Annotated in this window: 14 protein-coding genes; 5 read left to right on the top strand and 9 right to left on the bottom strand. The window is 64.5% G+C overall.

Translation table 11 applies throughout. The features are described 5' to 3' along the window. Positions 1–84 precede the first annotated feature (84 nt). A complete protein-coding gene (locus PCJ21_RS11630) occupies positions 85–489 on the bottom strand; it encodes a DoxX family protein (RefSeq protein WP_269931572.1) in 405 nt (134 codons plus the stop codon). A gap of 185 nt (positions 490–674) precedes the next feature. On the opposite strand from PCJ21_RS11630, the gene PCJ21_RS11625 reads away from it, so the two are divergent. Together PCJ21_RS11625 and PCJ21_RS11620 are read left to right on the top strand one after the other, a co-directional pair. After that, positions 675–1,421, top strand: coding sequence for an SDR family NAD(P)-dependent oxidoreductase (locus PCJ21_RS11625; protein ID WP_269931571.1), 747 nt, complete (start codon positions 675–677; stop codon positions 1,419–1,421). Positions 1,422–1,734: 313 nt separating this feature from the next. After that, positions 1,735–2,361 (top strand): hypothetical protein, encoded by a 627-nt coding sequence (locus PCJ21_RS11620; RefSeq protein WP_269931570.1) that lies wholly within the window; start codon positions 1,735–1,737, stop codon positions 2,359–2,361. 25 nt (positions 2,362–2,386) lie between these two features. On the opposite strand, the gene PCJ21_RS11615 is transcribed toward PCJ21_RS11620, so the two are convergent. Further along, positions 2,387–2,893, bottom strand: coding sequence for an OsmC family protein (locus PCJ21_RS11615; RefSeq protein WP_269931569.1), 507 nt, complete (start codon positions 2,891–2,893; stop codon positions 2,387–2,389). Positions 2,894–3,016: 123 nt separating this feature from the next. Here PCJ21_RS11615 and PCJ21_RS11610 point away from each other — a divergent pair, with 123 nt between their 5' ends. Then, the gene (locus tag PCJ21_RS11610; protein WP_269931568.1) at positions 3,017–3,916 is read left to right on the top strand and encodes a DMT family transporter; all 900 of its coding nucleotides are present in this window, start codon (positions 3,017–3,019) and stop codon (positions 3,914–3,916) included. Between the two features lie 228 nt (positions 3,917–4,144). After that, positions 4,145–6,367 (top strand): AMP-binding protein, encoded by a 2,223-nt coding sequence (locus PCJ21_RS11605; protein ID WP_269931567.1) that lies wholly within the window; start codon positions 4,145–4,147, stop codon positions 6,365–6,367. A gap of 2 nt (positions 6,368–6,369) precedes the next feature. On the opposite strand, the gene pssA is transcribed toward PCJ21_RS11605, so the two are convergent. The 5 genes from pssA to PCJ21_RS11580 form a co-directional block, all read right to left on the bottom strand. Continuing rightward, positions 6,370–7,146, bottom strand: a complete 777-nt coding sequence (gene pssA, locus PCJ21_RS11600) for a CDP-diacylglycerol--serine O-phosphatidyltransferase (protein ID WP_269931765.1) — start codon at positions 7,144–7,146, stop codon at positions 6,370–6,372. Positions 7,147–7,226: 80 nt separating this feature from the next. Continuing rightward, positions 7,227–7,925 carry a phosphatidylserine decarboxylase gene (locus tag PCJ21_RS11595; protein ID WP_269931566.1) on the bottom strand — a complete coding sequence of 233 codons (699 nt, stop codon included), beginning with the start codon at positions 7,923–7,925 and terminating at the stop codon, positions 7,227–7,229. Between the two features lie 228 nt (positions 7,926–8,153). Continuing rightward, positions 8,154–10,049: an ABCB family ABC transporter ATP-binding protein/permease gene (locus PCJ21_RS11590; RefSeq protein ID WP_269931565.1), complete on the bottom strand. Its 1,896-nt coding sequence runs from the start codon at positions 10,047–10,049 to the stop codon at positions 8,154–8,156. A 14-nt stretch (positions 10,050–10,063) separates the two neighbouring features. Then, positions 10,064–10,402 carry an ArsR/SmtB family transcription factor gene (locus PCJ21_RS11585; protein ID WP_269931564.1) on the bottom strand — a complete coding sequence of 113 codons (339 nt, stop codon included), beginning with the start codon at positions 10,400–10,402 and terminating at the stop codon, positions 10,064–10,066. Positions 10,403–10,560: 158 nt separating this feature from the next. After that, complete coding sequence (locus PCJ21_RS11580; RefSeq protein ID WP_269931563.1) at positions 10,561–11,913, bottom strand: LysM peptidoglycan-binding domain-containing protein; 1,353 nt, start codon at positions 11,911–11,913, stop codon at positions 10,561–10,563. A gap of 109 nt (positions 11,914–12,022) precedes the next feature. On the opposite strand from PCJ21_RS11580, the gene PCJ21_RS11575 reads away from it, so the two are divergent. Next, positions 12,023–12,634, top strand: coding sequence for a TIGR00730 family Rossman fold protein (locus PCJ21_RS11575; RefSeq protein ID WP_269931562.1), 612 nt, complete (start codon positions 12,023–12,025; stop codon positions 12,632–12,634). A 9-nt stretch (positions 12,635–12,643) separates the two neighbouring features. On the opposite strand, the gene PCJ21_RS11570 is transcribed toward PCJ21_RS11575, so the two are convergent. Then, positions 12,644–13,330: a glutathione S-transferase family protein gene (locus PCJ21_RS11570; protein ID WP_269931561.1), complete on the bottom strand. Its 687-nt coding sequence runs from the start codon at positions 13,328–13,330 to the stop codon at positions 12,644–12,646. A gap of 20 nt (positions 13,331–13,350) precedes the next feature. Beyond that, complete coding sequence (gene rarD / locus PCJ21_RS11565; protein WP_269931560.1) at positions 13,351–14,259, bottom strand: EamA family transporter RarD; 909 nt, start codon at positions 14,257–14,259, stop codon at positions 13,351–13,353. Between the last annotated feature and the right edge of the window lie 9 nt (positions 14,260–14,268).

The raw sequence follows: 14,268 nt of genomic DNA, 5'->3' as shown, positions 1-14,268 counted from the left end.
CAGCAGGATCTTGGCGTTGCCGTGGTCGCGATGACCGCCCCCAAGCCGGTGATGCGCTCATGGGCTTGTCCGGGAGCAACCGGCTCAACGGCTGGACATGATCGTCTTTCGAACGGCCAGCACCTCGCCCGGGCCATGAACGGCTGCGTACAGCAATCCGGCCAGGAAGGTGAAGTGGTCGACGAAAAAGCCGAACTCGGCCTGATTTGACTGCCAGTGCGACGGGCCGTGGAAGGCGAAAGCCAGGAAGATCACATAGGCTCCGGCCAGGAGCGCCGCTTCCGAAAAGAACGCGCCGCTGAGGAAGGCCAGCACCAGCCCGACCTCGAAGAAAGCCGCGATCCATGCCAGCGCCAGCGCAAACGGAAAGCCGGCTGCGGAGATATAGGCGGCTGTGTCTGCCATACCGGCGAATTTGAAGATGGCCGCCATCGCAAAGACGCCGGCGAAGATCAGCCTGGCAAGCAGGATTGCAGCAGTTTTGCCCATCATGTCCTCCTGTGGGGTAAGTCTCGTATCCTAGGACGCAGCGCAGTCGGGATTTCCGACATCGTGGGCAAGAAATAGGGCATGGCCATGCACCTGCGGCATCCATTCAGCCCCGATGGGGTTTTGTTCGAGACAAAATCGTCCTATCAGGCTGCGGAACGATCAAGATCGAACTGGATGCCCTGATGACCACCGTTCCCGACCTTTCCGGCCGCATCGCCCTCGTCACCGGCGCCTCGCGCGGCATCGGCTACAACGCCGCCAAGCAACTGGCGGCGGCCGGCGCGCATGTGATCGCGGTTGCGCGTACGGTCGGCGGCCTGGAAGAACTTGACGACGAGATCAAGGCTGCCGGCGGCAGCGCCACGCTCGTCCCGCTCGACCTGACCGACATGACCGGCATCGACCGGCTGGGCGGCTCGATCCACGAGCGCTGGGGCAAGCTCGACATTCTGGTCGCCAACGCGGCCGTGCTCGGCGTAATCGCACCGATCGGACATGTCGAAGCCAAGGTGTTCGACAAGGTCATGAACATCAACGTCAATGCCACCTGGCGCGTCATCCGCGCCGTCGATCCGCTGTTGCGCATGTCCGACGCCGGCCGCGCGGTGGTCGTAAGCTCGGGCGCGGCGCATTCGGCGCGCGCATTCTGGGGGCCTTACGCTGCGTCCAAGGCAGCCGTCGAGGCGCTCGCTCGCTCGTGGGCCGACGAGACCAAGAATACCAAGCTGCGCGTCAACATCTTCGACCCGGGTACCAGCCGCACCGCAATGCGCGCGCAGGCCGTGCCGGGCGAAAACCCCGAAACCGTGACCCATCCGTCGGAAACGGCAAGGCACATCCTGCCGATGCTCGACCCGGCGCTGACCCACACCGGCCAGATCTACCAGATCAGGCAGGAGCGCTGGGCTTCCTACCAGATGCCTGCCTGAGACAGCGTCTGCCAGCAACTCCACCGGGACCGACGCAACGATCGCGCGGCTGCCGCGTTGACGCCGGTCATGCTCGCATCGCGTTGATGGTGGCGGCGTTCATCCGGGGCGGTTCCGCTACGACCTGGTCGCATACGCCGCGCTGATCGCGGCAGTGCGGCGGCGGTGCCGTTGCTGATGCTCGTCTGGCCAATGCAAGCGGCATCCTGCACGGTCGTTCGAATTCCACTTTGGCGACACGCAAGCGTGATTGGCGGCGGATTTCCACTCGCCCTAGCTTGCCTGATCGACGAAAACAGGGAGGAACATCCGCATGAAACACCTACTTCTCGTGTCGGCAGTCCTGTGCGCCGGTCTCGGCACGGCCTATGCACAAGACAACACCATGAGCTTTTTCGTCACCAGCGCCGGCTCCGGCAAGGGCGCCAATCTGAGCGGCCTCGAGGGTGCGGATGCCCATTGTGCCAGCCTGGCGGAAGCCGCCGGCGTCACCGGCAAGACCTGGCATGCCTACCTCTCCACCGGCTCGGTAGACGCCAAGGACCGCATCGGCGCTGGCCCATGGGTCAATGCCAAGGGCCAGAAAATCGCCGACGATGTCGCTTCGCTGCACAGCGATGCCAACAACATCAACAAGGAGACCGCGCTCGACGAAAAGGGCAATGCCGTCAACGGCCGCGGCGATACGCCGAACCGCCATGACATCCTGACCGGTTCCAACCCCGACGGAACGAAAATCGCCGACCAGACCTGCGGCGACTGGACCCTCGATGGTACCGAGGGGGCGGCCATGTTGGGCCACCACGACCGCATGGGGCTCGACGAGTCGGCTGCCGCGAAATCCTGGAATTCCTCGCACGCATCGCGTGGCGGCTGCAGCCAGGAGGCGCTCAAGGGCACCGGCGGCGACGGCCTGTTTTATTGCTTTGCCGCGAACTGAGCAGTCCAGGGGCGCTTCGGCGCCCCTATCCCTGCACGGTCACCGAAAGCTCCGGGCGAACGGCAAGCGTCTGGAACACCACGCAATAGCGCTCGGTCAGCTTGACCAGCGCGTCGATGCGCTCCTGTGGCTCGTCGGTATCGAGCTTGAAGCCGAGCCGGATGGCGCGGAACCCTACCGGCGCATCCCTTGTAACGCCAAGCGTGCCGCGAAAATCGAGATCGCCTTCGGCTGAAACAACCGCCTCGCCAAGCCTGAACTCAAGTGCCGTCGCCACTGCCCTGAGGGTGACGCCGGCGCAGGCCACCAACGCTTCGAGCAGCATGTCGCCGGAGCACAGCTCGAGCCCGGTGCCGCCAGTCGCCGGATGCAGTCCCGCCGTCAGAAGCGCTCGTCCAGTGTCGATCTTGCAGGAAATGGACTGGTCGTCGACCGCGCCTCGCGCCCTGAGCGTGATCAGCGCGCTCGCGGCATTGTCGCGATAGGCATCCTTCAACGGCCCCTGCAGAGCCTTTAGTTCCTGGGCGTCCATGGACTTCCTCCGCATGCGCTGCCCTGACAATACCACGCCATCGACCCATCGGCATGGCAATGCTGACAGCAGGCTGGCAGCAGCGGCGCGATAGAGTATCGTGCTGCAGAGAGGATGGTCGCGATGCCGGCTGGTTCGGATCACAGGCTCGGTGTCGCGCTCGTGTCGGCCTCGACCGTGGTGTTCGGGTTTGCCGGGGTGCTGACCAAGGCCATCGACGCCGACCCGCTGACGGTGACGTGCTGGCGCGGCCTGATCGGCGGCCTGCTGATGACCGCCTATGTATTATGGCGACGCCGCGGAATTGGCGGCGAGAGCCTGCGCCTTGGCTGGCCCGGTTGGCTGCTGGCGGTGCTCGGCACGATCGCCAGCATCGCCTTCATTGCAGCCTTCAAGAACACCTACGTCGCCAACGTGGTCGTCATCTACGCCACAGTCCCATTCGTCGTGGCGTTGCTCGCTTGGCTGATCATCGGCGAGGCGTTTCGCCGCGAAACGGCAATCGCCGCCGCCGCCTGCCTTGTCGGCGTCGCGATCATGGTGCGTTCGGGGCTTGGCGGCGGCCATGTCCAAGGCGACCTGCTGGCCCTGGTCATGACGCTTACCTTCGCGCTCTACGCCGTTCTCGTGCGCCGATTTCGCGACGCACCCGTCGTCTGGGCCGGCGCGGTGTCCGGCTTGCTCGGCTTCATTCCGGCGTGGTTCGTCAGCGATCCGTTGAACGTACCCGTGACGGACTGGCCGGTGCTCGCGACATTCGGCTGCACGTTCGCGCTTGCCGTCATCTTGTGGACCGAGGGGGCGCGCCGGATCCCGGCCGCAGAGGCCGGCCTGCTCGGCACCATGGAGGTTCCGTTCGGCATATTGTTCGCCTGGCTGTTCCTGGGAGAAGCGCCGCCAGCCGCCAGCCTGACCGGCGGAGCGATCGTGCTTGGCGCGGTCGTCGCACACAGCTGGCGCGACTGGGCGACCTCGCGCAAAGGCATTTCGGGCATCGTGCAAAAAGAATCAGAAAATGTTTGAGGTTTGCGGAACCATTTCGGTCAAGCCGCGTTGTTGTGGCAGGACGGGTTGCCCATCCCCCATCCCCTCCACCCGTCCCTTTCAGCTTAAGCCGGTCGCAAGACCGGCTTTTTCCTGTCTGGAGCATAGGGATGGAGGTTACGATGCGCATTGACCTCGCGTCGTCATCGGCTAGGTTCGGTGCGCGCGGCTTCGGTCAAACGGCCCGTGCGCATTGGGAGGTGCGGCATGATCCTGGCCAGTGCAGTTCTGCTCGGCGTCGCCGCGGCCATCACGCTGGCGGCGTGGTATCTGACGTATGACCTCGGCATCGGCTTTCGCCAGGCTGTGCTCTACTTGCCCTTCAAGCTCGCCTACAGGGTGCGTGACAGCGCGATGCGCCAGGCCCGCGAGGTCGACGCCGCCGTCATCTATGTGATTTCCCACCAGTCCCGCATCGAACCCGCATTGATGCTTTCGCTTTTGCCGGAGCAAACACTGCACATCCTCGACGAGGCCTCGGCGCGCTCCCATTGGCTGGAGCCCTGGCGCGAACTCGGGCGCACCATAGCCTTCAACGCCGAACATGTTTTTGTGAGCCGCCGGCTGGTTCGAGTGCTGCGCGGCAAGGGCCGCCTCGCCGTCTACATTCCGGACACTGTGGAGCCCGACGTCAAATCATTCCGGCTGTTTCGCGCCATCGCCCGCATCGCCATGCAGGCGGACGCAAAGATTGTCCCGATCTTCGTGTCGGGAACCCGCTATCTGCCGTTCTCGCTGACACCGGCGGAGCAGGCACCAAGAAGCCTGTTTCCGGGCCTGGCCATTGCCGCCCTGGCCCCAATGACGGTCGCCGAGTTGCTGCAACGCGCAGGCTATGACAACACCACCACCGCCAATGCGCTGTTTGACCGGTTCGCGGAGGCGCGACTGGCCGGAACGGACCTCAACCGGGGTATCTTCTACTCGATGGTCGACGCCGCCGAACGCTTCGGCGCGTCACGCGTCATCATCGAGGACGTCGTCGCCGGCCCGCTCAGCTATCGCCGGCTGATGACCGGCGTGCGGGTGCTCGGAAAGCGCTTCGAACAGATGTCGATTCCCGGCGAGGCGGTGGGGGTGCTGCTGCCCAATTCCAACGCCATGGTGCTGTCGCTGCTGGGGCTGATCTCCGCGGCCCGTGTCGCAGCGATGGTCAACTACACGGCCGGACCTGCAAACGTCGCCTCGGCGATGAAGACGGCGGCGATCAAGACGGTGATCTCGTCCCGCGCCTTTGTCCAGAAGGCCGACCTGGCCGAGGTGGTCGCTGCGATCGAGCAGGCCGGCACCCGCGTGGTTTGGCTGGAGGATATCAACCAAAGCATCTCGACAACCGAGAAGCTGTCCGCAGCGCTGCAATGGCACAGGCCGCTGCAGCCGCAAGATGCGGCGAAACCCGCCGTCGTCCTGTTCACCTCGGGCTCCGAAGGCACGCCAAAAGCCGTCGTCCTGTCCCACCGCAATATCGTCGCCAACGCGATGCAGGCGGAGGCCCGCATCTCGATCTCCTGCACCGACAAGCTGCTCAACGTGCTGCCGGCGTTCCACTCCTTCGGCCTCACCGGCGGAACCCTGCTTCCGCTGCTGACCGGCATCAGGCTGTTCCTGTACCCCTCGCCCCTGCACTACAAGCTGATCCCCGACATCGCCCGCAAGGCGCGCCCGACGATCATGTTCGGCACCGACACGTTCCTTGCCGCCTATGCCCGGACGGCCGAGGACGGCGACTTTTCCAGCCTGCGCTTCGTCGTCGCCGGGGCCGAGCCGGTCAGGCAGGAAACACGCCGCGTCTGGCGCGAACGGTTCAGTGCCGAGATCGTCGAGGGCTACGGCCTGACCGAGGCAGCGCCGGTGGTTTCCGTCAACTCGGCGTCCCACAACCGCGACGGCACCGTCGGACGCCTGCTGCCCGGCATGCGCATGCGGCTGGAGCCTGTCGACGGCGTCAGCGACGGCGGCAGCCTGTCGCTGCTCGGCCCCAACCTGATGATGGGCTACATGAGCGCCGACCGTCCGGGCGTCTTGCAACCGCTCGACGGCTGGCACGATACCGGCGACATCATTTCGGTCGACCGCGAAGGCTTCATCACCATCAAGGGCCGGGCCAAGCGGTTCGCAAAGATCGCCGGCGAGATGGTGTCGCTCGGAGCGGTCGAAATTGTGGTGCAGGCGCTGTGGCCGGAGCAGCACCATGCGGCTGTCGCTGTGCCGGACAAGCGCCGAGGCGAGCGTATCGTGCTCGTCACCACCGCCCCGGACGCCGACGCCGAGACGCTGCGCCTGTACAGCAAGCAGACCGGCGTCGCCGAACTGATGGTACCGCACGATATCGTCAAGGTCAGGGAACTGCCGGTGCTCGGCTCGGGCAAGACCGACTACGTCACCGCCAGGCGCATGGCTATCGACCAGCTCGGGCTGGCGGCGGCCTAAATTCAGCTTTCCGGCGTCGTCTCAGGTGTTTCGACTGCTTCCACAGCGGCCGTGTCGGCCGCAAGCTTTGCGCTCTCGATCCTGGAACGGCGGGCATAGGCGCTGGCGCTGAGCGGCAAGAACAGCAAATAGCCGACCACCGATGCCGTCAGCGTCTGCCAGGGATAGCCGGTCAGGAGCAGCACATAAAAAACCGCCGCCAGCATGACGGGCAACAGGTATTCCCTGCGGATGGTCAGCTTCTTGCCGGAATAGACCGGCAGGCGGCTGACCAGCAGGAAGGCCACGAGGATGGTGAAGACTGTCGCGGCATAGGCCACTTCGCGCGTGCCTTCGATGCCGAGGAAGCCGAGATACATCGGCAGCATCAGCATGATGGCGCCGACCGGCGCTGGAACGCCGACGAAATATTCAGCCTGCCATGCCGGCCGTTCCAGATCCTCGTCAAGCACGTTGAAGCGTGCCAGCCTCAGCCCCATGGCAATGGCGAAAAGCAGGGTTGCGATCCAGCCGAACGAGCCCGCCTTGTCGAGCAGGTAGGCGTAGAGCACAAGCGCCGGAACGACGCCGAAATTGACGATGTCGGCGAGCGAATCCATCTGCGCGCCGAACTTCGACGTCGCCTTCAGCATGCGCGCAAGCCGGCCGTCGATGCCGTCAAGGAATGCGGCCAGCAGGACCATCACCACAGCCGATTCGAAGCGGCCCTCGAAAGCCAGGCGAATGCCCGACAGTCCGGCGCAGATCGCCAGCACGGTGATCAGGTTGGGCAACACCATGCGCAGCGGAATTTCGCGGATGCGCGGTCCGCCGCTGCCATGCGGCTCGAAGGGATTGAAGGATGACAACGCCGCCGTCCTCAGGAAACCCGCACCAGCGGTGCGTGGCTCGTGCCGCCGAACTCGGCGAGAATGGTTTCACCGGCGACGGCCGTCTGGCCGACCGCAACTCGTGCGACCGCGCCCGCAGGCAGGAAGACGTCGACGCGGGAGCCGAAGCGGATGAGGCCGAAGCGCTCGCCGACGGCGATGTTTCCGCCGACATCGGCCCAGCAAACGATGCGGCGCGCCACCAGGCCGGCGATCTGCACCGCCGCCACCTGCCCGTGCGGGCTGTCGATGACCAAGCCGTTGCGCTCGTTTTCCTGGCTCGCCTTGTCCAGCTCGGCATTGAGGAACTTGCCCGGACGATGCTCGATGCGCACGATCTTGCCGCGCACCGGCGCACGGTTCACGTGGCACGAAAAGACATTCATGAACACCGAGATGCGGGTCATCTCGCCATTGCCGAGACCGAGTTCGCGTGGCGGAACAGCGGGGCCGACAGCCGAGACCACGCCATCGGCGGGACTGACCACGAGATCGTCGTCAACCGGGGTCACCCGCTCGGGGTCGCGATAGAAATAGGCGCACCAGGCGGTCAGAATCGCTCCGACCCAGAACAGCGACGTCGAAAACAGTCCGAGCAGAACAGTGATCGCCGCAAACCCGGCGATGAAGGGGTATCCCTCGCGATGCACCGGAACAAAGGCGTTGCGGATCGTATCGGCTATGCTCATGAAGGGGCGGCCATCGCTGTTGAAGTTCCGGAGTGCTTACCGGAAACGCCGGCCCGCCGCAACGCGGCATTGGCGCGGCCCCCCTCGCCCGGAGACGGCACACGCCGCAGCGACTGGCGGCAGGAGCTCCGCCAACGCACCTGAAGACTGTCACGCTCCTGCGGTTTGCCGGCGCAAGGCATGGCCGACGCGGCCGGAAAGGAACGTCCTTGCGAGCGAATGGCTGCGCTACCTCTCGTCCACAACTTCCGGCGTGCGGCGACGCGTGACGACGCCGAACTCGTCTTCCTCGCGAACCTTGCGCAGCCGTTCTTCGGCTTCCGTGGCCTCGCGCTGGCGGTCCCACATCTTGGCATAGAGGCCGCGATGGCGGAGCAATTCGGCATGGGTGCCGCGCTCGGCGATCTGGCCATCCGCCAAAACGATGATCTCGTCGGCTGAAATTACCGTCGAGAGCCGGTGCGCGATCACAAGCGTGGTGCGGTCCTTGCTGACCAGATCGAGCGCGCTCTGGATGTCGAGCTCGGTTTGGGTATCAAGCGCGGAGGTCGCCTCGTCGAGCATCAGGATCGGCGGCGCCTTGAGGATGGTGCGGGCAATCGCCACGCGCTGCTTTTCGCCACCAGACAGCTTGAGGCCGCGCTCGCCGACCATCGACTTGTAGCCGTCGGGCATGCGCTCGATGAAGCTCGAGATCTGCGCCAATTCCGCCGCCTTCTTCACATCCTCCTCGTCGGCATTCATGCGGCCGTAGCGGATGTTGTAGGCGATGGTGTCGTTGAACAGCACGGTATCCTGCGGAACCATGCCGATCTCGGCGCGCAGGCTCTCTTGCGAGACGTCACGAATATCCTGCTCATCGATCAGGATCGCGCCCTTCTGGATGTCGTAGAAGCGGAACAGCAGGCGCGAGATCGTCGACTTGCCAGCGCCCGAAGGTCCGACGATCGCGACGGTCTTGCCGGCCGGCACCTCGAAGCTGACACCCTTCAGGATCTGGCGGTTGGGGTCATAGGCGAAATGAACGTCGCGGAACTCGACCCTGCCGGAGGCGACGACGAGTGCCGGCGCGCCGGGCTTGTCGACCACTTCCTGCGGCACATCGAGCAGGTCGAACATCTTTTCGATGTCGGTCAGGCCCTGGCGGATTTCGCGGTAGATCATGCCGATGAAATTGAGCGGCACCGAAAGCTGCATCAACATGGCGTTGACGAAGACGAAATCACCGACTGTCTGGGTGCCAGCCATGACTTCCCGCGCCGACATCCACATGACGATCGCCATGCCGACGCCGAAGATCACGCCCTGGCCGAAGTTGAGCCAGCCCAGCGAGGTCCACGTCTTGGTCGCGGCGCTTTCATAACGCGCCATCGAGCGGTCGAAGCGCTCGGCCTCCATGCGTTCGTTGTTGAAGTACTTGACCGTCTCGAAATTGAGCAGCGAGTCGACCGCCTTGGTGTTGGCGTCGGTGTCGGAATCGTTCATTTCGCGGCGGATGGCGATGCGCCAATCGCTCGCGCGCACCGTGAACCAGACATACAGCCACACGGTGACAGCCACCACGGCGACATACTGCCAGCCATAGGCGAAGGCGAAGATTCCGGCGGTCAGCGCGAATTCGAGAACGGTCGGCGCGGTGTTGAGGATGGTGAACCGAACTATCGTCTCGATGCCTTTGGTGCCGCGCTCGATGATGCGCGACAGCCCGCCGGTGCGGCGTTCCAGGTGAAAGCGCAGCGACAGCTGATGCATGTGCACAAACGTGCGATGGGCGAGCTGGCGCACGGCGTATTGGCCGACGCTGGCAAACAACGCGTCACGCAGCTGGTTGAAGCCCAACTGGACGATGCGCACGAAATTGTAGGCGACGACCAGCATGACGGGTGCCGCAAGCAGCGCCGGCAGCGCCAGCGGCGTGCGCTGGTCGCCGGCCAGTGCATCGGTCGCCCATTTGAAGAAATACGGCCCCGCAACCAGCGTCAGCTTGGCGACCAGAAGGAACACGGTAGCCCAGACGACCCGCGCCCGCAGGTCGGGCCTGTCTTCCGGCCACATGTAGGGCCAGAGGTTCCTGATGGTGCTGAAGGTCGAGCCGCGTTCGGCGGAAACGGTCTTGTTAGCCACTGCTGTTGCCTTGATTAGGTGCCGGCGCCGTCGAGGGCGCAGCAAGATTCCACGAGCGCGGAGACGGATGCGGAGACTGCGGCGAGCGCTGCCTCGTCGATCTCGTAGCGCGAGCGCTGCCGCTCGGGCGCATAACGCACCAGGCCAGCTTCGACGAGAATTTTGAGGTGTTGCGAGACGGTCGATTGGGCGAGATCGAGATGCTCGACCACTTCCTTGCAGCAACAGGCCCTGCCGCCACCGAGCCGGCGCAGAATTTCAAGCCGCGCGGGATGCGAAAGGGCTGCGAGTTTCTGCGCGACATCCTCGGTCGAGGCGGCGCGGCAATCTTGCTGTGCGGAGAAAGATTTCATCGTCTATCGACGATATACGATGGAATGATTTCGTGCAACCTGAGTCGATTGAAACAGCGATGCTGCTGACGTGCATCAGCCCGAAAACCGGAGAGATTTTCGGGCTGATGCATGAACTTGAAGAATTCGGCGCCGCATCGGTGGCGCTGCGACGTGCCTCAGGGTTTTGGAGCGGGCATCGCCTGTTCGCCGATGGCGTCCATGTTGGCCGCCTCGCCTTCCTTCGACTTCTCCGGCACCCGGAACACCTGCCCCGGCCAGATGCGATCGGGGTCGCTGATCTGATCCTGGTTGGCGAGATAGATGGTCGAATAGCGCACGCCGTGGCCGTAGACGCGGCGCGAGATGCGCCACAGCGAGTCGCCGCGGCGGATGATGACCGCGGCATTGACCGGCTCGAGCTTCGGCGCGGTAACCTCGGCTGCGGCCGGCGCGCCGTCTGCAGGTTTCTGCGGATCGGCCGGAACGGTGCCGCCCATTGCCACTGTGGGCTGCGCTGCGCCCGGCTTTGCGGCCTCAGCGGCGGCAGGGGCAGTTTCCTGCGGTGCCACCGCTGCTATCGCCTCACCCGGATCGCGCTGGAACGGCACTGCGGCGCGCGCAACGACCTTGACGCCATCCGGCTCAAGCGCATCGACGCGGATGATGTAGTCGCCGACCGGCAATTCGCGTTCGGCTTCGATCAGGAAACGCCCCTCCGGCGAAGCCTGTGTTTCGCCAATCAGAATTTCGTTGGCATAGGCACGGACCTTGCGGCCTGCGTCAGCAGCGCCTGCGATGAAGATCTTCTTGCCTTCGATCTCGACCGCCTCGACGGCGATCCTGGTCTCCGGTGACGCAGCTGCCGACTTTGCCGGCGCAGGAGCGGGCGCGGCTTCAGGCGTGGCCGCCGGGGCAGTACCGGCCGCCGGCTGCTCAGCGACAGGCGGCGTAGCCGGAACCTTGGCGGGGACAGGAACGGTAATCAGTTCCGCCGGCTTGCCGGGCTCTTCGACCAGCGCAAGAACCTGGCCACCAGGCTGTTCGGGCACCGAGACGACTGCCGTTTCGGTCGAGGTGGCAACTGTGTTGTCAGGTGCTGTCGCGCGCAGCACCAGCTGGTAGTCGCCGGGCTTCAAGGGCTTTTCGAGCACGATGGCAAAATCGCCATCGGCGCCAGCCGTCGCCGCGCCGATGACCTGCGAGCCGGTGACGATCTCGACCTTGGCGCTCGGCGCGGACTTGCCGGCGACAACCACCGAGCCGTTGTCTTCGACACGAACCACATCAAAGGATGGAGCAACGACCGAACCAGCAGGCTGCTGCGCCGCAGGCGCTTCAGTCGCCGGCTTGCCAGCTTCGGGCGTCTTGCTGGCCTGGGGGGCGACAGTTGCCGGCGCCGGCAATGTGGCCACTGCGGCGGGTGGCTGCGAAAGATATGGATCGAGCGCGCCCGACACATAGGCGACTGTTGCAGCGGCGACCGAGCCGCCAGCTGCCAGAAGGAATATTTTCAACGGAGTAATTGCCATATTTTCCTGCCCCTGAGCCCGGAACGGGTCTACCTTGTTTTGCCGGCAGCGACAAGAAAAAGCCCGCAAAGGCTTGACCCGGGGCACGGAGGCAATACCCAATCAGGCCATGAACAAGATTCGATCCATCTGCGTGTATTGTGGCTCGTCGCCTGGCCGCGACGAAGTCTATTTGAAAGCCGGCCATCTGCTTGGGCATTCGATCGCAAAAGCCGGTCTGCGGCTGGTCTATGGCGGCGGCACCAAGGGCATCATGGGTGCAGTCGCCGACGGCACCCGACGTGCCGGCGGCAAGGTCACCGGCATCATTCCGCGCTTCCTGATGAACAAGGAAGCGACCGAGACGGCGCTGACCAGGCTCGACGAGCTCGTCATCACCGACAACATGCACGAGCGCAAGCACCTGATGTTCGAGAAGTCGGACGCGTTCGTGGCGTTGCCGGGCGGCATAGGCACCGTGGAAGAGATCGTCGAGATCATGACCTGGGCCCAGCTCGGCCATCATCGCAAGCCGATCGTCTTCGCCAACATCAAAGGCTTCTGGGACCCGATGCTGTCTCTGCTCGACCACATGAAGACGGAAGGTTTCGTCCACACCTCGCATCTCGTCCAGCCGCTGGTCGTCGATGAGCCGGAGGCGGTGGTCCCCGCAATCATGACCGCGGCCGGCGCGGACGCCACGCCGACCGAAGGCGTTCAGTCGTTGATCGACAAGATGTAAGCGCGGGGCTCAGGCCCTGGCGCGCAGATCCTCGGTGATCGCTCCCGAGGCCGTGACCTCGTCCTCATGCGGCTGGTCGCGCCAGATCTCTGCAAGGGCAGCGTCGTACCATTCGCGCATCGCAGCGGTGTCGAGCATCGTTGCGATGTATTCGGCTGACCTGCCGCCGAAATCGAGCGCGTAGGTCTGCGCCCGAAACACGACCGGGGCAAAAAACGCATCCGCCGCCGTGAACCTGTCTCCAGCCAGGAACGGACCGCCAAAACGGTCGAGACCCTGGTTCCACAGCGCACCAATGCGCGCGATGTCCTTTTCCAGGCCAGCCGGCCGTTGCTTGAGGGCGACGCGCACGCCGCAGCTCATGCCGCAGATGTTGCGCAGGCTCTGGAAACCGGAGTGCATCTCGGCCGCAGCCGACCGCGCCCAGGCGCGGGCCGCCGCATCGGTGGGCCAGACGCCTGGATGGCGCTCGGCGACGTATTCGACGATCGACTGCGAATCCCAGACGGCGATTTCTCCATCGATCAGGCAAGGCACGCAGCCATTGGGCGAAAAAGAACGGAAATCAGGCTGCCCCGGCAGGTTGCCGAATGGCACCTGGCGCTCTTTGAACGGGATGCCGAGCGTGCGCATCAGCACCCAGGGCCTCAACGACCAGGACGAGTAGTTCTTGTTGGCAATATAGAGCTCGTACATTCGTTCCATCGCTACTGAGGTCAGCTGTTCTTTGTCCGCTCGGAGTACATCGACCACGTGTAGATCGCGAGCGCCACCCAGATAAGGGCGAACGCGACGGCGCGCTCACTGCTGAACGGCTCGCGGAAGATGAAGATGGCGATGACGAAGATCATTGTCGGTGCGATGTATTGCATGATGCCGATGGTCGACAGGCGCAACAGCTTGGCGCCGTTGGCAAACAGGATCAGCGGCACCGCCGTCACCAGGCCGCAGCCCAGCAGCAGCCAGACATCCGTCATCTCGGCGGAAAAGAAGTGTCCAACGCCAGACGACTGCAGGTAGACGATATAGCACAGGGCAGGAATGCCGAGGATCAGCACCTCGAGGAAGAAGCCCTGCGCCGGGCCGATCGGCAGGGTCTTCTTGAACATGGCGTAGAAGCCCCAGGACAGCGCCAGGACGATGGACACCCAGGGCAGGCCGCCGCTTTCCCAGGTCAACAGGCCGACCGCGAGGGCGGCTAGGCCGATGGCCAGCATCTGGGCGCGCGTCAGCTTCTCGCCGAGCACGACGGCGCCGAGGAAAACGCTCAACAGCGGGTTGATGTAATAGCCCAGCGCTGTTTCGAGCGCCCGGTCGTTGCCGATGGCCCAGACATAGACGCCCCAGTTGATGGTGATCAGCGAAGCGGTCAGAGCGCCCAGCGCCAGGGTGCGCGGGCTGCGCAAGGCGGTCTTGATGTCAGCGGTGCGCCCGAGCCACCACAGCAGCACGGCGGCGATCGGGATCGACCAGATGATGCGGTGAGCGATCACCTCGGCAGCCGGAATGTGCGCGACGGCCTTCATGTAGAACGGCAGGAAGCCCCACATCAGGTAGGCCGAAAGGGCAAACAGGAAGCCACGCGTGGCTTCGTCGCGGGAAATGGCTGGGGCTTGCGTGCTCATGGCGCGAAC

Origin of the sequence: Aminobacter sp. HY435, from assembly GCF_027568395.1 — a bacterium.
GTDB lineage: Bacteria > Pseudomonadota > Alphaproteobacteria > Rhizobiales > Rhizobiaceae > Aminobacter.
This window is presented reverse-complemented; position numbering and strand designations above follow the sequence as displayed.